Annotated in this window: 20 protein-coding genes; 12 read left to right on the plus strand and 8 right to left on the minus strand. The window is 65.3% G+C overall.

Translation table 11 applies throughout. The annotated features are described in order from the left end of the window. Positions 1 to 146 precede the first annotated feature (146 nt). The 10 genes from ACFWP5_RS04170 to ACFWP5_RS04215 all read left to right on the plus strand — a co-directional run bounded on the left by ACFWP5_RS04170 (position 147) and on the right by ACFWP5_RS04215 (position 7,734). Positions 147 to 920 carry a sulfotransferase family protein gene (locus ACFWP5_RS04170; protein ID WP_384149854.1) on the plus strand — a complete coding sequence of 258 codons (774 nt, stop codon included), beginning with the start codon at positions 147 to 149 and terminating at the stop codon, positions 918 to 920. A gap of 139 nt (positions 921 to 1,059) precedes the next feature. After that, the gene (locus ACFWP5_RS04175) at positions 1,060 to 1,656 is read left to right on the plus strand and encodes a hypothetical protein (RefSeq protein ID WP_384149857.1); all 597 of its coding nucleotides are present in this window, start codon (positions 1,060 to 1,062) and stop codon (positions 1,654 to 1,656) included. Between the two features lies 1 nt (position 1,657). Then, positions 1,658 to 2,719 (plus strand): BtrH N-terminal domain-containing protein, encoded by a 1,062-nt coding sequence (locus ACFWP5_RS04180; protein WP_384149860.1) that lies wholly within the window; start codon positions 1,658 to 1,660, stop codon positions 2,717 to 2,719. Between the two features lie 43 nt (positions 2,720 to 2,762). Beyond that, the gene (locus ACFWP5_RS04185; protein ID WP_384149863.1) at positions 2,763 to 4,058 is read left to right on the plus strand and encodes a DegT/DnrJ/EryC1/StrS family aminotransferase; all 1,296 of its coding nucleotides are present in this window, start codon (positions 2,763 to 2,765) and stop codon (positions 4,056 to 4,058) included. After that, the gene (locus ACFWP5_RS04190; RefSeq protein WP_384149866.1) at positions 4,055 to 4,897 is read left to right on the plus strand and encodes a transketolase; all 843 of its coding nucleotides are present in this window, start codon (positions 4,055 to 4,057) and stop codon (positions 4,895 to 4,897) included. The genes ACFWP5_RS04185 and ACFWP5_RS04190 overlap by 4 nt, the downstream gene beginning before the upstream one ends. Then, positions 4,894 to 5,862: a transketolase family protein gene (locus ACFWP5_RS04195; protein WP_384149869.1), complete on the plus strand. Its 969-nt coding sequence runs from the start codon at positions 4,894 to 4,896 to the stop codon at positions 5,860 to 5,862. The genes ACFWP5_RS04190 and ACFWP5_RS04195 overlap by 4 nt, the downstream gene beginning before the upstream one ends. Further along, the gene (locus ACFWP5_RS04200) at positions 5,859 to 6,041 is read left to right on the plus strand and encodes a lysine biosynthesis protein LysW (protein WP_384149872.1); all 183 of its coding nucleotides are present in this window, start codon (positions 5,859 to 5,861) and stop codon (positions 6,039 to 6,041) included. The genes ACFWP5_RS04195 and ACFWP5_RS04200 overlap by 4 nt, the downstream gene beginning before the upstream one ends. A 68-nt stretch (positions 6,042 to 6,109) precedes the next feature. Further along, positions 6,110 to 6,841 (plus strand): 2OG-Fe dioxygenase family protein, encoded by a 732-nt coding sequence (locus ACFWP5_RS04205; protein ID WP_384149875.1) that lies wholly within the window; start codon positions 6,110 to 6,112, stop codon positions 6,839 to 6,841. Positions 6,842 to 7,023: 182 nt separating this feature from the next. Next, the gene (locus ACFWP5_RS04210; protein ID WP_384149878.1) at positions 7,024 to 7,599 is read left to right on the plus strand and encodes a hypothetical protein; all 576 of its coding nucleotides are present in this window, start codon (positions 7,024 to 7,026) and stop codon (positions 7,597 to 7,599) included. A 12-nt stretch (positions 7,600 to 7,611) separates the two neighbouring features. Then, the gene (locus ACFWP5_RS04215; RefSeq protein WP_384149881.1) at positions 7,612 to 7,734 is read left to right on the plus strand and encodes a hypothetical protein; all 123 of its coding nucleotides are present in this window, start codon (positions 7,612 to 7,614) and stop codon (positions 7,732 to 7,734) included. A 210-nt stretch (positions 7,735 to 7,944) separates the two neighbouring features. Here the strand turns inward: ACFWP5_RS04215 and ACFWP5_RS04220 are convergent, their stop codons facing one another. From ACFWP5_RS04220 to ACFWP5_RS04250, 7 genes are all read right to left on the minus strand, one after another. Further along, the gene (locus tag ACFWP5_RS04220) at positions 7,945 to 9,279 is read right to left on the minus strand and encodes an MATE family efflux transporter (protein ID WP_384150083.1); all 1,335 of its coding nucleotides are present in this window, start codon (positions 9,277 to 9,279) and stop codon (positions 7,945 to 7,947) included. Between the two features lie 235 nt (positions 9,280 to 9,514). Further along, the gene (locus ACFWP5_RS04225; RefSeq protein ID WP_384149884.1) at positions 9,515 to 10,777 is read right to left on the minus strand and encodes an ATP-grasp domain-containing protein; all 1,263 of its coding nucleotides are present in this window, start codon (positions 10,775 to 10,777) and stop codon (positions 9,515 to 9,517) included. A 52-nt stretch (positions 10,778 to 10,829) separates the two neighbouring features. Then, positions 10,830 to 12,047 (minus strand): ATP-grasp domain-containing protein, encoded by a 1,218-nt coding sequence (locus ACFWP5_RS04230; protein WP_384149887.1) that lies wholly within the window; start codon positions 12,045 to 12,047, stop codon positions 10,830 to 10,832. A 271-nt stretch (positions 12,048 to 12,318) separates the two neighbouring features. After that, complete coding sequence (locus ACFWP5_RS04235) at positions 12,319 to 13,098, minus strand: enoyl-CoA hydratase/isomerase family protein (protein ID WP_384149890.1); 780 nt, start codon at positions 13,096 to 13,098, stop codon at positions 12,319 to 12,321. Next, a complete protein-coding gene (locus ACFWP5_RS04240; RefSeq protein WP_384149894.1) occupies positions 13,095 to 14,297 on the minus strand; it encodes a beta-ketoacyl synthase N-terminal-like domain-containing protein in 1,203 nt (400 codons plus the stop codon). The genes ACFWP5_RS04235 and ACFWP5_RS04240 overlap by 4 nt, the downstream gene beginning before the upstream one ends. Then, entirely contained in the window at positions 14,278 to 15,093 is an 816-nt protein-coding gene (locus tag ACFWP5_RS04245; protein WP_384149897.1) for a hypothetical protein, read from the minus strand. The genes ACFWP5_RS04240 and ACFWP5_RS04245 overlap by 20 nt, the downstream gene beginning before the upstream one ends. A 66-nt stretch (positions 15,094 to 15,159) precedes the next feature. Next, positions 15,160 to 15,396 (minus strand): acyl carrier protein, encoded by a 237-nt coding sequence (locus ACFWP5_RS04250; protein WP_384149900.1) that lies wholly within the window; start codon positions 15,394 to 15,396, stop codon positions 15,160 to 15,162. 293 nt (positions 15,397 to 15,689) lie between these two features. Here ACFWP5_RS04250 and ACFWP5_RS04255 point away from each other — a divergent pair, with 293 nt between their 5' ends. After that, complete coding sequence (locus tag ACFWP5_RS04255) at positions 15,690 to 16,670, plus strand: alpha/beta hydrolase (protein ID WP_384149903.1); 981 nt, start codon at positions 15,690 to 15,692, stop codon at positions 16,668 to 16,670. 349 nt (positions 16,671 to 17,019) lie between these two features. Here the strand turns inward: ACFWP5_RS04255 and ACFWP5_RS04260 are convergent, their stop codons facing one another. Then, positions 17,020 to 17,238 carry a hypothetical protein gene (locus ACFWP5_RS04260; RefSeq protein ID WP_384149906.1) on the minus strand — a complete coding sequence of 73 codons (219 nt, stop codon included), beginning with the start codon at positions 17,236 to 17,238 and terminating at the stop codon, positions 17,020 to 17,022. An 82-nt stretch (positions 17,239 to 17,320) separates the two neighbouring features. Here ACFWP5_RS04260 and ACFWP5_RS04265 point away from each other — a divergent pair, with 82 nt between their 5' ends. Next, positions 17,321 to 18,079: an SDR family NAD(P)-dependent oxidoreductase gene (locus tag ACFWP5_RS04265; protein WP_384149909.1), complete on the plus strand. Its 759-nt coding sequence runs from the start codon at positions 17,321 to 17,323 to the stop codon at positions 18,077 to 18,079. Positions 18,080 to 19,009 lie beyond the last annotated feature (930 nt).

Here is a 19,009-nt window from a genome sequence, read left to right on the forward strand (position 1 = left end):
GAAACCTAGACGCACATCGACACCATGCGCGTCCGCGATAAGTTCATTAACGAGGAAGCATTTTGCTGACTTCCCGCCATACGGCTGCGAATTCTGATTACACGGCCCAGCCGGCGACCGTGTCACTCTTGCATTGATTTGAATACTTGCCGCAACGCTTCGCCGCCGACAAGAGACGAGGGGAAATCGTGGGACACACATCGGAGCAGATACCGGTGCTCGCTTTGTGGAGCGCGCCGCGCTGCCGCTCCACCGCGTTCGCACGGATGATGACGGAGCGGGACGATCACGTCGTCGTGCACGAGCCGCTTTCCCGGGTGGTCGACTTCGGTGAGGTGGAGGTCGGCGACCGGACCGCGCGCACCGAGCAGGACGTGGTCGCGGCGCTTCGTGCCATCGCGGCGCAGAAGCCGGTGTTCTTCAAGGACACCACGGACTTTCGCTACCCGGCGCTGCTCGCCGATGAGGCCTTCCTCTCGGCCGCGACGCATACCTTCATCATCCGTGACCCCGCCGAGGCCATCGCGTCGCACCATGCGCTCAAACCGGACCTCGGCCGGGACGAGATCGGCTTCGCCCGGCTGTACGAGATCTTCACCGCCGTGCAGGCCGTCACCGGCACCACGCCGGTCGTGATCGACTCCGACGACCTGCTCGAGCGGCCGGCCGAGACCGTGCGGGCGTACTGCGAAGCCGTGGGCATCTCCTTCCTGCCCGACGCGCTGAGCTGGCAGCCCGGCATGCGGCCGGAATGGCAGACGACCAGCAAGTGGCACCAGTCGACCAGCCGGACCGCCGGCTTCGCGCGCAGTTCGGACGGCGGAGCCAAGGCGGTCGCTGCGGACCCGACGCTGCGGGCCTACCGCGATTACCACCTGCCGTACTACGAGAAGCTGCGCGCTGTCGTGCTCCGGCCGTGACCGTACCGACCGGAATAGTCAACATGATTACCCAGCGAGTACATCGAACATCGTTTCGGGTATTCAGGGTAATCAGGGTGCGGGCGAAGAGTGTGAATGACCGGGCTAGGTTTGGGATATAAAATGGTGTTTCAGTGAGGTGGGTCACTTGACGGGCATTTCGGTGTCCTCCGCCAGAAGCAGGCTGTGCGATACGGTCGACATATCCGAGCATCGCAACAATACGGCCATCTCCGCGGCGACGGAGACCAAAGCGGGGGCATTCAATGTATGGAGGAACTCGTTTGCGGCCGAATACCTGCCCGCGGGCAGGAGTCTCGTCCACGTAGACGGTGTTCCCTTCGAGTTCCCTCCGGTCTGTGAGGGACCGGACAACGTCCGCTGTGCCGGACAGTTCATTCGCGTCCCTGAGGGCCGCTACGACTGGATTCATGTCCTGGCGGCGTCCGAACGACGCTGCGAGGACACCGTCGAGCTGAACTTCGTGGACGGCTCGGTCGACACGGAACCGCTTCGGGTCTCCGACTTCTGGGCGGCACCCGCGTGGTTCGGCGAGGTCAAGGCGTTCGAGAGCCTCGTCATGCACTACCCGCACCACGTGCAGCGAGGCGTTCCTGCGGTCATGTGGGCGCAGCGCGTGCCGGTCACCCGGCGGGCTGGCCTGACCGGCATCCTGCTGCCCCGCAACGTCGCGGTGCATGTCTTCGCGGTCACCCTCCAGCGGACGGAGCCCTGACATGACCGTCGACGCGACGGCACAGACGTACATGATCACCGGACCGGAACCCGAGTGGTGGTATCGCGACCTCGTCAGCTGCCTTCAGGCCACGTTCGGTTCACTCCTGATACGGGAGGGGGCCGACCCGCTGGCCGTGCTCGGCGCGGGCTGGCGGTTCCTGCACCTGCCGGGCGATGTCAGGTCCGAGGAGTTCTACTACCCGTGCCCCACCGACGAGTTCGGTGGCACCGACCTCGGTGCCGCGCTGGCACCGCACCACGAACTGCACGCGCGCTGGTGGCAGCCCGCCGACGAGAACGACGTCTGGCGGGAGGTGCGCGAGGCGCTGGCCGACGACCGACTGGTCATCGCCGCCGTGGACAACTACCACCTGCCGTTCCGGCCCGCGTACGGAGACGTGCATGCCGCGCACCTGGTGGTGATCTACGGCTTGGACGAGACCCGCGGTGTGGTCTACGTCTCCGACGCGATGCCGCCCGCGTTCCGCGGTGCCGTCCCGATCGAGAAGTTCTTGCTGAGCTGGGGTTCGGCGAACCCGACGGACGTCCAGGACGCCTTCTTCAGCGACTCACGGATCGACCGACGCTGTCTCGAGGTCCGTCTCGACGCCCCGCCGACACCACTGACGCCCGAACTGCTCGGCGGCTACCTGCGCACCGACGCCGACGGCTTCACCACGGCACCTCCAGACGGCTCCGCCCGTACCGGTCTCGCCGGATACGACGAGTTCGCCGCGGAACTGTTCGACCGATGCCGGGCTGCAGACGCCGACGCGCTACGCGAGCTGTACCCGTTCGGCTGGGCCATGCAGGCGCAGGCATCACTCCACGGTGAACTGCTGCGCCGCTGCGGCCGCGAATGGGACGATCCGGCGCTCGCCGGAGCGGGACGCGCGGTCGAGGCCGTCGCACACGCATGGACCGGACTGCGGTTCACCGGTGCACACGGGCTTGAGGACCCGCGCGCGGCGGCACCCGACATCGCGCACCACGTCACGGTGCTGCGTGGCATGTACGAGCGTGCGGTCGATGCCGTCGGCGCGGCGGCGGTGCGGCTGTGACCGCGCAAGCATCGACCGCCGTGGCCCTGTGGAGTGGAGAGTGATGAGCAAGCTGGCAGCATTCGGCGGTACGGCGGCCGTGCCGAGGGACCGACGCCGCGTGCAGTGGCCGTTGGTTGAGGACGAGGATCGCAAGGCCGTCCTCGACGCACTCGACGGCGCGAGACTGGTGTCCGACACGGACGGTGTGAACCCGGTGTCCGTTCTGGAGGAGGACTGGGCCCGCCGATTCGGGTTCGAGCACTGCGTCGCGGTGTCCAACGGCACGGCGGCACTGTCCCTCGCGCTGGCCGCGCTCGGCGTCGGGCCGGGGGACGAGGTGATCGTGCCCGCGCTCAGCTTCATCGCCACCGGGCTCGCACCGGTGCACCAGATGGCCGTTCCCGTCTTCGCCGACATCGACCCGGTCACCTTCAACATCGACCCGGACGACGTGGAGCGTCGGATAACGAGCCGAACCAAGGCGATCATCCCCGTGCACCTGCACGGCGCGCCCGCCGACATGGACCGAATCGTCGAGATCGCGCGCAGGCACGGCATCGCGGTGATCGAGGACGCCGCACAGGCTCCCGGGGCGACCCACCGTGGGCGCCCGGTCGGCGGGATCGGCGACGCGGGTGCCTTCAGTCTCCAGGTCAGCAAGAACATTCCGACCTGTGGTGAGGGCGGCCTGCTGGTGACCCGCGACGCCAAGCTGGCCGAGGCGATGCGTCGGGGCAGGCAGTTCGGCGAGGTGATCGAGAGCGGTCGCGAGCGCGACTATGTCTCGTACGGTCTGGGTTGGAACCACAAGATGAACGCACTCCAGGCCGCGTTCACTACCGCGCAGCTCGCCCGGTTCGACGCGTACGAGCGCGCGCGGCAGCACAACGTCACCGAGTTCCTCGCGCGGCTCTCGGAGCTGCCTGGCCTGCGGGTGCCGACCGCGCTGCCGAACACCACCCATGCCTGGCACATCCTGCGGTTCCGATTCGACCTGGCTGCGTTCGGCCTGGACGGGGTGCGACCGGAGGCGTTGCGCTCGGCTCTGCGGCGGCTGCTGCGTGCCGAGGGCGTACCGATGTCGCAGTACCAGCTCATGCCACTGCCGGACCAGAAGGTGTTCGTCGACCGGGTCGGCTTCGGCTCGGGCTATCCCTGGTCCGTCACCGGTGCACCCGGAACGACACCGGGTGAGGGCTACCCGGTGACCCGTGCGGTCATCGCCGACTCGCTCACCATCCAGAAGCGTCACATCCACCCAGGGGCGGGCGAACTGCTCGGCCTGTACGCAGACGCATTCGACAAGGTGTGGGCGAACAGGGACATGGTGGCCACACTCGCGAAGGCGGCCTCATGACCATCACCCAGGTTCTGGAGCGCGGCAGCCTCGACACCGTTGCCGCACGCATCCGCTCCCATGTCGTCGACATGTGCGCGGGTCCCGAAGGCGGCCACCTCGGCGGCGCGTTCTCCTGTGCCGACGTGCTCGCCGCTCTGTACTTCTCGGTGTTGAATGTGGACCCGCAGTGGCCGGACGACCCAGATCGCGACCGTTTCCTCCTCAGCAAGGGCCACGCCGCCATCGGCCTCTACGCGACGCTGGCTGAAAGGGGGTTCCTCCCGGTCGCGGAACTCGCCGGATACGGACGTCCCGGCAGCAGACTGATGGGCCATCCGGTGCGCGCGGTGCCCGGTGTGGAGATGCCGACCGGATCGCTCGGCCACGGACTCGCCCTGGGCTGCGGCTTCGCGCTGGCTGCCCGGTACGCCGGCCGGAACTCGCGCAGCTTCGTACTGCTCGGTGATGGCGAGCTCCAGGAGGGCTCGGTGTGGGAGGCCGCCATAGCGGCCGCGTCGCTGCGCCTTGACCGACTGGTCGCGGTGGTGGACCGAAACGGACTGCAGCTGACCGGCTCCACCGACGGCATCGCGCCGATGGAACCACTGGCCGACCGCTGGCGCAGTTTCGGCTGGGCGGTCCGCGACGTGGACGGTCATGACCCGAACCAACTGGCGGACCATCTCGACGCCGCGCCGTGGGAACCAGGCAAGCCGAGCGTGCTGATCGCGCGAACAGTCAAGGGCCAGGGGCTCCCGTTCCTCGCCGGCCGCAGTGCCAGCCACTACGTGACGCTGTCGCCGCGCAACCACATACGGGCGGTCCACGCACTACGGGCCGCAGAGGTAGCCGGATGAGCCGCGCAACGCGAGAGGCATACCGGGAGACTCTGCTTCCTCTGCTACAGCGGCATCCCGAACTGATGTGCCTGGACTCGGACACCGGTTTGTTCAACACCGAGTACGCAGCGGCGGCCGGCGACCAGTACCTCAACCTCGGCATCGCCGAGCACAACCTGATGGGCGTGGCCGCCGGGATGGCCGCGTGCGGACGGGTCCCGTTCGTTAACACGATGGCCGCCTTCGCCACCTCCCGGGCACTGGAGGCAATCAAGATCGACATCGCCTACAACCGGCTGCCGGTCCGCATCATGGCCACCCACGGCGGTCTCGCCGCGGGACACCTCGGTCCGACGCACCAGGCGTTGGAAGACCTCGCCGTGATGCGGGTGCTGCCCGGAATGACCGTGGTGGTACCTGCCGACGCCGCCGCCACGGAGGCGTTCGTCGAGCAGAGCCTGAACCTGACGGGACCGCTCTACGTCCGGCTCGGTCGCAAACCGACCCCGGCACTGCCCACAGCCCCGCCACCGGTCATCGGACAAGCACAGACGCTGCGGCAGGGCGGTGATGTGGTGCTCGTGGGCTGCGGTCCGTACCCGGTGCTCGCCTGCCTCGCCGCGGCGGACGTTCTGGCCGGACAGGGCATCGAGGCCACCGTGCTGAACATGCACACACTGCGGCCGTTCGACACGCAGACGCTGGTGGCCGAGTCTCGGACGGCCTCGCTCGTTGTGACGCTGGAAGAGCACTGGCGGAGCGGCGGCCTCGGCGGCGCGGTGGCCGAGACCCTGGCGGAGGCGGCGCCCAGACAGGTGTTGCGGCTGGGCATGCCGGATCAGTTCGTCGACCAGGTGGGCAACCAGGAGCACCTCGTCGCACATTACGACCTCACCGCGGAGCGGGTCGTGGGAGCAGTCCGTACCGCTCTCGACACGCCGGCCCACTCCGGGAGGATCGATCGGAAGGAGCACGTCTCATGACCACCACGACCACTGCGCAGGCCTGTCCGGAGTGCGAGGAGCCGGTACAGATCAGCGAATCGGTGCGGCTCAACGAGATTCTGGAATGTGTGGGCTGCCGGAGCGAACTGGAGATCGTGGCGCTGAGCCCCACGGTGCTCGCTCACGCGCCCGAGGTCGAAGAGGACTGGGGCGAGTAGTCGGCCGAAGTGGCGATGCAGAGAGAACTCAGGACTTCACAGCCCACATCTCAGGATGGAGCATCAAGATGATCACTGTAGGAGCCAGTCGCGACGTCGTGCTCGCCGCCATCAAGGACTTGTCCGATTCCGGCGCCCACCTCGTCCAGCACCAGGACTTCTCGTCCCTGGCAGGCGCCTCCCTCGGAGACTGGGCTCGCTTCGCCGAGAACTGGGACGATCTCAAGCTCGACACCTTCATGGCAGACGGTGGCACCTACCGCTACCGCCGGTACAGCCAGTTCGAGATCGACGTCGAAGCCGATTCCCTCACCCAGCTTCCGCACGGCCCGTACCGACAGGAGACAGATGTCAACAAGCTGAACGGCGGCGTCGACCGGCTGTTCGAGCCGCTTACCGAGAAGTTCGTTGCCGACCCCCTGCTGCGCGATGTGCTCATGAAGGTGGCCGGGATCTTCTCCGGCGTCGACGGCACCCGGAAGTGGAACGTCAAGGTGACTCCCATCCGGATCATCGCAGCGCAGGACCAGGACGGTCAGCCGACCCCGGAGGGCCAACACCGTGATGGTGCCACCTTCATCACTTCACTGATGATCGGCCGCAACAACGTTGCGGGCGGGGAGAGTTCGATCTTTGCGGAAGCCGGCGAGCGTCTGGTCACCACGACGCTCTCCGAGCCCGGCGAGATACTCCTCAGTGACGACCGTCGCACCCTCCACGGAGTCACGGCGGTGCGTCCCGAGAACGTCGAGGAACCGGGGCACCGGGACGTTCTGATCATGGCCTACACCTCGCTCTGATCTCCACCGCCTACACGGCGACCGGACCCGGTCCTCCTGGGCAGGCTTCATGACCAGCCCATGCGGACCGGGTCCGGTCGCCGTGAACGCAACGGCTTCGATGTATCGCTGGTCTGTGCGCGGGCGCGAGTGCTCCCCGCGCGCAGTCACCATCCAAAGCTTGGACTGGTACGGGGAAGTACATGGAGACATCAGCGTCGCAGTCGAGGGACGCTGACCCGGTTCGCAGGGACCCACGGGCAGCCACCGGCCGCCGCAACGCCACGGTCCTGGTGGGCTTCACGGGGGTGACCAGCCTCGCCGACGGTGTCACGAGGATGGTCCTGCTGTTCCTCGAGGCTCGGCGCACCGATTCCCCGTCCCAGGTCACTGCGGTCTGGCTGCTGGTCGCGCTGTACATCGGTTGTGCTTGTCGAACGCTTCGACCGGCTGCTGCTGTGGGCGTCGACGGGTTGGCTCACCGCCTCCTGTCGGCGGCGGCTGAATCACCCGTCGCCGACACCTCCGGACTGGGCAGCGGCGTCTCCCTACCTCAGCTCTTCAGCGCTGCGGCGCTCATCGGTGTCGCCGGCGTACTCGCCTCGACGTCCGCCTCGGCGCTGGTGCCCGCGGCGGTACCGGCGACAGCGCGGAAACAGGGCAGCACCTGGATGCTCGGGGGACCGAGACGGTGGGATTCGAGTTCGCCGGACCGCTCATCGGCGGACTGCTGGCGGTCGTTGGGACCGCACACTACGACCCCGGTCCTGGTGTGGTGAACGCCACGTGGAGTGAATGATGGGCACTGCTTCCGCGGTACGACGACGACGTGGCGTTGGGTCCGCAGCAGTTACGGCATCGCGCTCAGCGCTCCCGGCATCGGCCGGTTGACCGGCGCGCTGGTGGCGAGCTGAATCTACCGGCTGCTGGGCCTAGGCTGGGCTGTGATCACCGACCTCGTCGCCACCATCGTGACGGGCGCCCGTGCCCGCTCTGGCCACCATCAGACCGGTGGCTGGTGGGGTCTTCGTCGGCACTCGATGCGGGCGGGCGTCCCCCTCGTGCTCCAGAACCAGCGCATTCACAGCTCTGTCACCCCTGCTCGGCAGGACATCCGGCGGCGCTCAGGGTACCGCCTTGACAGTCGACGCCGTCATGAGCCCGTTCTCCAAGCCCACGACAGCTCGGCGGATACGCCAGAAGCACACTGCGGCAATGACCAGTTCGAAGGCCGAGTAGACCGCCCAGATGACGGGGAGGAGTGACTCGTCGCCACGATTGGTCAGGGTGATCAGGCAAATAGTGGGGACGCTGACTCCCCACATGACCGCGACTCTGGCCAGGAATCCAAACCGTGCGAGGCCGAATGAGTCCAAAACCGCGGTGGCGACGGCGGAGAACATGAAGGCCAGCGCGTAGATCCACAACATGCGTGCGGCGTCCACGGCACTATCGGCGACCGCCGCATCTGCGTTGGCGAGGCCGAACGGATGCAGCAGCAGTTCTGGCGTGGCGACCTGGAGGAGAATGATCAGACCGACGTACACACCCGCGACTGCGAGGGTGACACGGATGATGTGCGGCACCTTGTCGTGGCGCCCTTCACCGATCGCGTTGCCGCATAACACGTTGCAGCCAAGGGCCAGTCCGGTGGGCGGGACGACGGCGGCGTAGTTGAGGGAGACTACGACGTTGTTCGCGGCCAGGGCCACCGGGCCGAGGACCGCGGCCAACCAGACGAACGAGGTATTGCCTAGTTGGTTGAGTCCAGCCCCGCCGCCCGACGGAGCGCCCATGCGCAGTCGCAACCACAACCGCTCGACATTCCTGTACACACCCTGTCCGAGCACTTGGAAGAAGCTTGTGAAGAATCCCGTGGGCAGACAGATCGCGTAACCTGCGAGCATAGTGCTGACCGCCGCAAGCGTGCCGAGGGCCGAGCCGCGCATCCCCATCTCCGGCAACCCGTAGAGCCCGAACACCAGGCCGGGTATGGCCAGGACGCCCACGCCCTGGCCGATGAGCGCCACGGTCATAGGGACTTTGGTGCGGGCCGTGCCGTTGAAGTACGAGGACAAGGCCATGTTCACCGACATCACCGCGCCGAAACTCGTGGACAACATCAAGAACTGCGACTGCAGCTCTTTGATGTGGGGCGGCTGACCGTTCAGTTTGGCGATCCAGGGCATCAGCGGCGTGGCGGCGAGGAGCGCGACGGCAAGGAGCAGCGCCAGCAGCAATCCGTTGACGCCCTCCTCTATGGCGGCGTCCCGGTCCTTGCGGCCGTGGGCCTGCGCTACGTAGGACCGGGTGATGCCCACCGTACGAGTGATCACTACGACCACGGTGCTCGCCGCGAAGACTGCTGGCCCCGAGGCCCTCAAGGTGTCCTCCGAGTAGCGGGCCAGGCAGATCCCGTCGACCAGCATCATGATCAGGTTGCCGCCCATGCCCAGCATCAGCGGCACGGATACCCGTACGACCTCACGGGTGGTTCCCAGGTCAGCACGGACCCGTGGTGTTGCCATTAACTCACCTCTACCAGACATCAGGGCTCAAAGCATGTGCCGTACGCCGCCAACAGGCCTCATGAGCCGGCTTGTTGGCGGCGTACGCCACATGCGAGGCACGCGCGGACCTTGCGGTGCGCGGTTCGTTGCCATCTCGGTCTATCCACAGGTTTCCCAACGCGGACTAGTTGGCGTAGAGGTGATCGCGTTCGATGTCCCGCAGCTTGCGATAGTCGGCCGCAAGCTGCTCCGGGTCCTCGGAGACGAGGATCACATAGCCCGGCCGAGTCGCGACGTCGATCGTCCGAGGGAGTGGGTGGCCTTCCGGAAAAGTCGTGACCGCGTGGACGTAGGACGGGAGCGCGCGGATGACGGCCATCGTCTCGTGGGACGGTGCCACACCCTGGTCCTTCGAGTTGACAAGATGCACATAGCGCAGGCGTTCCGTCAACTGGTAACCGGTGGTGGGTAGCCGGTCGAACGCGACTGGGTCCACCACGGAGAGGATGAGGACGTCGACCTGGTTGGTGCCGAGGCAGCGATTGCTGATGTCTGGAATCTGCCCCCCGCCTGGGCGGGCGGCACTCTCGACGAGCACGGGTCCGCTGGCGGTGACCATGACCTCGGTGTGGCCGCCGCCGTTACGGACTTCCAGGGCATCGAGCACTCGGTGGGTGTAGGACTCCACCTCCTTGGCGACCGGATCGTCCGGTGCCAGGGGCTCGCAGTAGTCGTAGATGATGTAGCCGCCGGGAAGCCTCGTCTTGTAGTAGCGCCAGATCTCGACGGTGTGGTGCTTGCCGTCGCGACTGACTGTGTTGACGAAGTACTCGTCTCCGTCCAGGAACTCCTGTGCGAGCACGACGGTGTTGGGCAAGCCGTGGCGGTCAGAACTGGCCATGATCTTCTTATGGACGGCGCGAATCTGATCCGCGGACGAACAGGCCGCGACGTTGTCGGTACCGGAGCTGGCGACCGGTTTCAGGACCACGGGGTAGCCCGCGGTCGTCTCGGCCCACTCGACGATCTCATCGGCATCGAAGGAGACGACCGTGGCCGCGTGCTCCAGCCCAGCATCACGCAGGGCCAGCACCATGTCGAACTTGTTGCGGCGGGACGTCGGCCGGCTCATCCCGTTGCCGGGGGTGCCGAGTTCGGCGGAGAGCCGGTCGGCGAGCTCGACGCCTGACTCCCCGATGGAGATCACCCAACCGACCTCGTGCTCACGCAGCGCGGAGGCCGTGGCCGCGATGTCACCCTCATGCTTGACGTTGTCGACGAAACCCTCGGGGAGCGCCAGTCGGCCAAGGGCGACGTTGGGGTTCAGCGATTGGACGTGCACGCACTCCATGTCGAAGCCGTCGAGTGCAGACAGGAGTTGAGGACCCAACGAGAAAGCGTCGACGAACGCCACTCGCTTCGACCGTGCGCGGGCACTGCTTTGCATCGTTCGCTACTTTCCTGGCGAGGGCGGATGGTTCTTGGACACACAGCTCTGGTCACGCCAACACCGTGGTGAGCGCGGTGAGGTCCGTCGTCATAGCCTGCTCGGCCTTGTTCAGTGCCTGGGTGCATTCCGCTTCGTCCACGCCGAGCGCGATGAGCGATGCGATACGAGGAATGACGCCCCTGGGAGGGAGTAGGAGTCGGGTGCCTGGTGCAGCGAGGACCATCGCGCCGACTATCCCGGGCACGTGGGCGACCTGGGCCAGGTCCACCGAGTTCAGTACTGAGTCGCCAGGCGGGTATACGTGGCGGATCGCAGCCGTCGCTCCCTCGGTCGGAGTGAGGTCCGGGAGCCTCCCGAGCGCCACGTCGGCGGCAGCACGTACCAGATCGACGCCGGTGGCCAACCGACCTGCCCAGGGGATGAAGCCTCCGCTGAGGCGTCCGTTCAGTTCCACGAGCCGCGGGCCCTTTGCGGTCAGTCTGACCTCCGCGTGGGTGACCGCGTTGTCGATGCCGAGGGCGTGATGGGCCCGCGTCACGAAGTCCCTGACACGGTCGGCCCAGGGCTCGGACGGAAAGCCGGTGACGACGTGGCCCACCTCTTCGAAGTAGGGCGGGTAGGCCAGCTGCTTCCTGGCCAGCAGGACGCACTCGACACGCCCCTCTAAGACCACGCTTTCCACACTGATCTCGGGGCCGTCAAGGAACTCCTCGACCAACCAACTCTCCTGGGTCGAGACGTTCGCCAGCTCCGTCCCCACGGTGTGCCGGAAAGCGGCCTGGACGTCAGCTGCGTCGTCGGCGCGCACGACCCCGATGCCGAAGACGAGGGAGCGAGGTTTGACCACCACGGGGAAGCCGATCTCCTCCGCGGCCCGTACCGCCTCCCCGACCGACGTCACGAGGCGGTAATCTACCGCTGGCAGACCCTTCTCCGCGAGTGTCGTCCTCTCCAGGTACTTGTCCCTGCAGTGCGCCGCTGCCTCAACCGTCATATGGGGCAACCCGAGTTCCCGCGCGGTCTGTGCGGTGACGCCGAGTAGGGTTTCGTCCCAGGTCAGGATGCCGGTCCCGGGCGGCGCCCAGTCTCCGGGAGAGATGCCGGCGAGACAGGCGGCCGCAGCGGCAACCGCCGGCTCGTCGGTCAGGTCGACCACGGCGAAGCCGTCGAGGTGACGTCGCTGCCATGTGGGTTCCTCGCCGAGGACGGCGGAGACGCGGAAGTGGTCCACGAGGCTGGCGAAGGAGTACTCGCGGTGGGCCTGCATGCCGCTGCCCACGACGATCAGATGAGGGCGGGAGTTGGCGTTCACTGGTGATTCCTTCTGCAAGTCCCCGCTACCACGAGCCTGGTGGCCATACGGCGAATTCCCTTCACTCGGTTGTTCCGGAACGGACCGTCGGTTTGCCGTGCCGAAAGGGACGGTACGACCGAGCCGACGTCATATGCGTCCGCGGCACATGCCTTCACGAGGACACATCGTGTTGACCCAGCTCATCTGCGACTAAGCATCTCGCCTACCCGATGAGCTCCGTTCATCAACGACCGAGGTAGATCGTGCGGTGCTCCGGCCCCTCGGCCAGGAATGCCGCGACCGCAGTGCGATGATCCTCGGTGCGCACGAGTTCAGCCGCGGTTGGGGGAAGCACCTCGTCGGCAGCCGAGACCCCACCGTTGAGATACGCGCCCACGATCCGCTTGGTCGCTGCGTGCGCCATGCTTGGTCCGGTGGCCAGCCGCATTGCGTAGGCGTGCACGGCATCGTGGAATTCGTGAGGATCGAACAATGCGTTGACGACACCCCACTCAGCAAGCGTCGATCCGCGATACAGGTCGCCGGTCATCACGAACTCGCGTGCGCGCGCTGGGCCCGCACGCTCAGCGAGTCGCTGTGTGCCGCCCATTGACGGAGTAAAGGCGACCTTGCGCTCGACGAGCCCGAACCTCGCGGACGCCGTCGCGGCGATCAGGTCGCAGGCGAGCGCGAGCTCGAACGCGGCAGTCAGCGTCAGCGAATGCGCGGCGAACACCGTCGGGCACGGAAGTGCCTCCAACGCCTGAGTGATGCGTAGCTGACTCGCCCAGAACGACTCCGCTCCGGCCGGATCGATGTCGGCAAACACTTGGACGTCGACACCTGCGCTGACCACACGCCCTTCCGCTCTGATCAGTAGCGCCCGAGGCGGATCAGCCGAAAGCCGCGTGACCTCGGTCTCCCACGCATCCCACATCGCAAGGTCGAACAGATTCAACGGCGGACTGTCCATGGTGAGAATCGCAAGCGGACCATCGTAAGTCAGTCGGAGCGGGGACTTCACGCTGCGTTCCGGAAGATGCTGATCGCGTTGTTGCCCCCGAAACCGAACGCGTTGTTCTGCACGTACCGCAGTCGCGGCAGCGCCAGTGGCGCACCGGTGACCAGGTTCAGGCCTCCGTCGACCTCTGTGGAATCGACAGCGGTCGGTGGGACCAGCCCATGCCGCAACGTCAGGCAGGACGCCACCGCGCCGGCCGCGCCCGCCGCGCCCATCAGGTGTCCGATCGTTCCCTTGATCGCAGTTACCGCAGCTCGCGGGTAGTTCTCGGTGAAAATGGCACCCTCGACCGCATCGTTGGCCCGGCTGCCAGTGCCATGCGCGAAGATCACGTCGATGTCGGCAGCGGTGATCCCGGCCTCGGCAAGCGCGCGGTGATGGCACGCCTCGACGCCACCGCGGTCAGGCGCCGTCGGATGGCTCGCGTCGTTGTTGATCGCCGTCGCGAGGATCTCGGCATACGGCTGCTGTCCGGGACGCAGCGCGTTCTCCGTCTGCAGCACCAGGATGCCGGCGCCCTCGGACGGCGTCACGTAGCGTCGGTCGACCGAGAACGGCCGGCATCGCATGGCGCCGATGGTCTGCAGCGAACTGAACCCGATGATGTTCTTCTCGGAGTACGGATCACAGCCGCCCACCACAGCGGTATCGGCGACACCGCTGCGCAGCATCTCCATGGCACAGGACACTGCGACATTCGCCGAGGCGCAGGTGCTCTGCGTGGTGAACACCGGTCCCCGGGTGCCGATGGCCGAGGCAACGTCCTCTGTGATCGAGTAGCTGGAGAAGCCGCCCGTCTCGGTGATGTCCTTCCGCTCGCCGACGATGCCCTCTAGTGCATTGGCCTGACCGTCGCTGGTGCCAATGCACACCAATGCGTTGCGCACCAGGTCGTCGCCGCATTCCAGACCCGCGTCGCGGAGTGCTTCGAAAGCCGCGTACTCGGCGAACACCGAAGCGACTCGCGGAAGCGTGCGAGTCCGGTCACTCACCTGGTCAAGCGCGGCGTCCCAGGCGTTCTTGGGTACCCGCCCCCCGAGCACGTCCGCCTTCATGCCTGGATACAGCGGCGCGAGATCGGTGAACCGATTTCGCGCCGCACATAGGTCCTCCCAGAATGGGGCGATACCGGCGCCGGCCGGAGAGATGATGCCCAGACCGGTGACAAAGATTCGTGCCGACCTATTCACCGCGACCTCCATTACGTGCCATGTCGACGTTCTGTCTGGTGACGGTCAGCGCGCCACGGCGTGCGAGCGGACCCCGACAGGTGAGTACGGCCTGCTGACCTACCTCCAACGTCTGGATCAAGTTGAGGAACTCGGCGGTGATGAAGGCGCCGTTGCGGTCATTCGACCGGCTCGATCCGATCCGTCCGCCGAGCACGGCGCCCCCGTCGCGGTCGGCGGTGAAGTCGAAATCCGCGCGGAACTCGTGACCCTTGACGAACGTCACGTGGGCCATTCCTGATCGGCATTGCAGGTCGTAGGGTTCGTGCCGGGCATCCAGCAGAGCTTCCGGGGAGTAGACATCGCCGATGAGCACCTTGCTCGTCGATGACCTGTCGACGGCGAGCGCCAGCAGCGCCTGCCAAATCGCGATCACGGGGGTGAGCAGACCCGCATTGAGTGTCAGATTCCTGCCGGTGGCGCCGATGCCGAGGTTCACAAAGGCGGAGGCGGAGCTCGATGTGGCGTTCGGGAAGTGCTTGGCGGACAGCATCTTGCCATCGGATTCCGCGCGACGTTGCAGTCGGGCCAGTGCCGCTGTATTGCCGTACTCGGTCCCGATCACCACGGTGTCGTCGGTGCGTGTCAGCAGCGCATCGTCGTAGGTACGGGCCAAGTACAAGCACAGACGGGTGAAGGAGTCGCGGAACTGATCACCGATGGTTCCGATGACGGCGGTCAGATCCGATGGAGGTTCGGCCAGTTCTCCCGGCTCTTCCCCGGGTTTCTGTCCGCATAGCGCGACCTGACGGAGACTGAACTCGAACACACGGCACTCCGTTGAATGAGGAATACGTCAGGGAGACTTTCGAGACTGGATTCGCGGACAGCGGCGCTACGACAATTCACGAACATAGCGCTGAAGATCAGCGACGGTGGCGAAGTTGTTGATGGAGTCTTCGCCGATCTTTATGTTGAGTACCGCTTCCATGTGCATCACCAGGTCGATCATCCCCAGGGAATCAATCCCCAGCTGCCTGAGATTCTGCTGCCCGGTAACCTCGAACTCCTCCGGCAGTTCAGCGATTTGCTTGATGACCTTACTGATCTTCTCGTCCAGAACGTCAGACATGCTTCTCCTTGGGGTTGCCGAAGATTCACTGAGCATGGCAGAAGGTAGGTTGCCCCGCACTAAGCAAGAGGCTTACTTACGAAGGAGGATGATCAGCGAAGTGTTTCTTCTTGGACAAGCGCAGCGAGGACGCGTATGACGACGGTGCACTCATATTGTTTGCTCGGACGCAGTGGTTCGGTTCATGATGTCCGGTTACCACTCACCAATGACCCCTGCTGCAGAGTTCACATACCAGCCGTGTCATCAGTGTTGTAACGGACCCTTGATGGCGGAGAGTTTGAGGAGTTCCCATGCCGCTTGATCCAACCTACGCGATGATCCGGCGTTATCGTGAGGTGACTGGATTCACGCCGCTCTACAAGATGTCGGTGGAAGAGGCCCGTCGCGCGGATGCGGAAACCGAAGCAGCGAACTGGGATTGGCACGAGCACCCGGAAGAGGTTTTCGACGTAGACTTCACCGGCCCTGCCGGCCAGCAGACAGTGAGGGTGTACCGTCCGCAGAGCGACGGACCGCTCCCGATGGTGCTGTATTTCAACGGCGGCGGTTTTGTCGTCGGCTCCCTGAATACCGCGGACTCGATGTGCCGCGCGCTGGCCACTATGGTTCCCTGCGTCGTGGTGTCCGTGGGCTACCGACTTGCGCCCGAGCACCCCTTCCCGGCAGCTGTCAGCGACAGCTACGCGGCCTTGGAATGGGCAGCAGATCATGCTGCTGAATTCGGGGCGGACAGTCGGCGCATCGCCGTTGCGGGAGATAGCTCTGGTGGCAACCTTGCTGCCACCATGGCCCTGATGTCACGGGACAAGGGTGGGCCAGCGCTATCTGCCCAGGTGCTGATCTACCCGCCGCTGCACAACAACATGGAGTCGAAGTCCATGCGAGAGAACAAAGACCCGATGTTCTTCAATGCGCATTCCAGTAAATGGTTCTGGAATCATTATCTCGCGAACCCCGCCGACGGCGACTCCCCCTACGCCTCGCCACTCAAGGCAGTCGACCACAGCGGACTTCCTGACGCATTCATCTTGACGGCTGAGCTATGCCCGGTACGGGACGAGGGTGAAGTGTACGCGAACGTACTCTCAGCTGCGGGCGTGCCGGTTGAACATCATGAGTATGCGGATTTGCCGCACGGGTTCCTGGCTGCGGCGGCGAAGCTCCAGACCGCCAGGGATGCCCTGGGATTGATTGCCGGGTACCTGAGCAAGCGGTTGGAGGCCAACCCCGGGTATTCGACGGGAGATGCCAGCCTCATGGCGAACTACTGATCTCAAACTCGTGTTGTTGCAGTTGCCGATCGGTCTTGCTGAGTTTGAACGCGTGGGTTCGTCATGGTGGCCGTGCCGTAGTAAAGGGCGCTTGAAAAGCCTCTCAGCGGGCAGGTCGTCTGGTAGCGGGACGGCGACGAAACCCGACGAGATCACCTCATCCGTGACTCGCCGTTGCGGGACAACTCTTCGGCGGACCTGTCCGATGCGGAGTGGGAGATCCTCTGTGCGCCGGTCCCGGAGGTCGGGGCCGGTGAAAGTGCCGGCACAACACGCACAGCCTCGGGGAGTACCCCTTTTCGCGGTGGTCCCGCGACGTTGGGCGGTAGAGCGGACATTCACCTGACTGTCACGGTGCCGCCGCCTGTCGAAGCATTCCGTCTACCTCACCTTGGATGGCCGTGCTCATCGTGCGGCGCTCGCAAGACCAGCCCGCTGACAGGCTTTTCAGACGCTTGCCAACCACGACAAGCTCTCCCATCTTCTTCTGCGTGAGCAGGATTGCACGATGCCGCGCCGTACCAGCGACACCACTGCCGGCTTGCGCGTTGGCGCGGAGGTAGACCATCGAACTGGATTCTGACCTTGGGCGGGACGGCATCACTGCCCCGTCGGGGCAACTTGACTACCGAGTGGACTGGAAAGAATTCATGGATGATTTTGCGGGTCTGGTCGCGATCGTCACGGGCGGTGCGTCGGGAATCGGTCTGGCCACAGCGAATCTGCTCAGCAACAGAGGCGCTCAGGTCGCCGCTCTCGATCTGAAGTTGAAGGGGCTCCCGGACAGCGTCATGGGCGTGCAAACCGATGTGTCCAACGACGATCAGGTCAAAGCCGCTGTCGACGCCGTGGTCGAGCGATTCGGCAGACTGGACGTTGTGGTGAACAACGCCGGGATCGGCGCTGTTGGGGACGTCACCGTCAACAGTGACGACCAATGGGCGCGTGTACTGGACGTCAACGTGCTCGGAATGGTGAGAGTCGCCAGGCACTCCATACCGCACCTGCGGCGCTCACCCGCCGCGTCCATCGTCAACACCAGCTCAATCGTGGCGTGGGCCGGTGTGGAACAGCGGGTGCTGTATTCAGCGAGCAAGGGGGCGGTGTATGCGCTCACGCTGGCCATGGCGGCGGATCACGTCCGCGAAGGCATTCGGGTCAATTGCGTAGCCCCCGGTTCCGCGGATACCCCATGGATCGACAGGTCACTCGAACAAGCAGCTGATCCGGTGGCCGCCCGGGCTGCGCTCGATGCGTTCCAACCCACAGGCCGTCTGGTCTCGGCTGATGAGGTGGCTGGAGCGATTGCCTACTTGGCCAGCCCGTTGTCGAGCGCTTCCGTGGGCACGGTGCTTGCCGTGGACAACGGTATGCACAGTCTTCGGCTACGACCCCCAGACCGGGTCTAAGCTTGAGTCTGTCGGGGATCTTGGTGCCCCCGAGGCCAGCCAACCAGGGTTCGCCAGGACCTCGACCGGAGTATCTCGCGCTGGGCGAGGTAGTTCTGGGAGGCCCGACGGCAGCCAGTTGAGCAGGCGATCGACCCGGACGCCCGTCACGCAGGTACCGGTCGGTGAAGTCCTCGTCGTGCCGCAGCACGTCCAAGCGGTCTCTCACTCATACGCCTTCGTGCCACCCGGGTTGCTCGCCTGTGCGACCTGCGCAGTCGGAAACGGGACTTGCTCACCGGAGTGTGGGTGGAGGGACAACGAGCACCCCGACAGCTGCATCGGTCATCGGAACCACACGGGCGTGCCGGCAGAACCGCCGCCGAAGATTTCACCAGCACGGGAGGCGGACTTTCGCCTTCGCTCAGCGGGCAGTTCACCCTGAACGTGTCCCTCAATTCTTTAACACCAATCATGTGCACACGTGACCTCCGCGATAGGACCGTCGCTCGATGGACCGGCCCAATCTGTCCGCCGCGCCCAGAAGGACGGTGCAACCGGGCTGACACCATCCACGGGAACACACTGCGCTGACCTCCCTCTCCTTCGGTTAAGCATCTCACTTACCCTCTTGTGACCCCCATCCGTGTCAGTCTTTCCCTGCCAGTTGTCCATCGAGCCGATTCGGCAAGTATCCGACCTGACCTGCTGTTGAGCGATGATTCAAGTGAGTTGCCACACGGACTCAAGAGGAAGAACGCTGCGGCATGACCACTGAAAACCTGACTCAACAGCCCGACAGGGCCAGTGACCTCCGGGAACGGTCCGATGCGCATCCTGCACGTTTCCACGGCTACTTCGTAAGCCACGCCGACCAGAACGGTCTTGAAGCCGACCGGGCGACAACGACGAGACGCTGAAACACGCTACCGAGGAAACGTATCCTCGAAA

The sequence above is a fragment of the Streptomyces sp. NPDC058469 genome (assembly GCF_042721125.1).
GTDB lineage: Bacteria > Actinomycetota > Actinomycetes > Streptomycetales > Streptomycetaceae > Streptomyces.

Bases quoted from the DNA above. Each gene is read 5' to 3' on its own strand.
- ACFWP5_RS04180 (WP_384149860.1), top strand. From the start codon at position 1,658: ATGACCGTCGACGCGACGGCACAGACGTACATGATCACCGGACCGGAA.
- ACFWP5_RS04185 (WP_384149863.1), top strand. From the start codon at position 2,763: ATGAGCAAGCTGGCAGCATTCGGCGGTACGGCGGCCGTGCCGAGGGAC.
- ACFWP5_RS04190 (WP_384149866.1), top strand. From the start codon at position 4,055: ATGACCATCACCCAGGTTCTGGAGCGCGGCAGCCTCGACACCGTTGCC.
- ACFWP5_RS04195 (WP_384149869.1), top strand. From the start codon at position 4,894: ATGAGCCGCGCAACGCGAGAGGCATACCGGGAGACTCTGCTTCCTCTG.
- ACFWP5_RS04200 (WP_384149872.1), top strand. From the start codon at position 5,859: ATGACCACCACGACCACTGCGCAGGCCTGTCCGGAGTGCGAGGAGCCG.
- ACFWP5_RS04205 (WP_384149875.1), top strand. From the start codon at position 6,110: ATGATCACTGTAGGAGCCAGTCGCGACGTCGTGCTCGCCGCCATCAAG.
- ACFWP5_RS04210 (WP_384149878.1), top strand. From the start codon at position 7,024: ATGGAGACATCAGCGTCGCAGTCGAGGGACGCTGACCCGGTTCGCAGG.
- ACFWP5_RS04220 (WP_384150083.1), bottom strand. From the start codon at position 9,279: ATGCTGGGCATGGGCGGCAACCTGATCATGATGCTGGTCGACGGGATC.
- ACFWP5_RS04225 (WP_384149884.1), bottom strand. From the start codon at position 10,777: ATGCAAAGCAGTGCCCGCGCACGGTCGAAGCGAGTGGCGTTCGTCGAC.
- ACFWP5_RS04230 (WP_384149887.1), bottom strand. From the start codon at position 12,047: ATGCAGGCCCACCGCGAGTACTCCTTCGCCAGCCTCGTGGACCACTTC.
- ACFWP5_RS04240 (WP_384149894.1), bottom strand. From the start codon at position 14,297: ATGGAGGTCGCGGTGAATAGGTCGGCACGAATCTTTGTCACCGGTCTG.
- ACFWP5_RS04250 (WP_384149900.1), bottom strand. From the start codon at position 15,396: ATGTCTGACGTTCTGGACGAGAAGATCAGTAAGGTCATCAAGCAAATC.
- ACFWP5_RS04255 (WP_384149903.1), top strand. From the start codon at position 15,690: ATGCCGCTTGATCCAACCTACGCGATGATCCGGCGTTATCGTGAGGTG.
- ACFWP5_RS04260 (WP_384149906.1), bottom strand. From the start codon at position 17,238: ATGGTCTACCTCCGCGCCAACGCGCAAGCCGGCAGTGGTGTCGCTGGT.
- ACFWP5_RS04265 (WP_384149909.1), top strand. From the start codon at position 17,321: ATGGATGATTTTGCGGGTCTGGTCGCGATCGTCACGGGCGGTGCGTCG.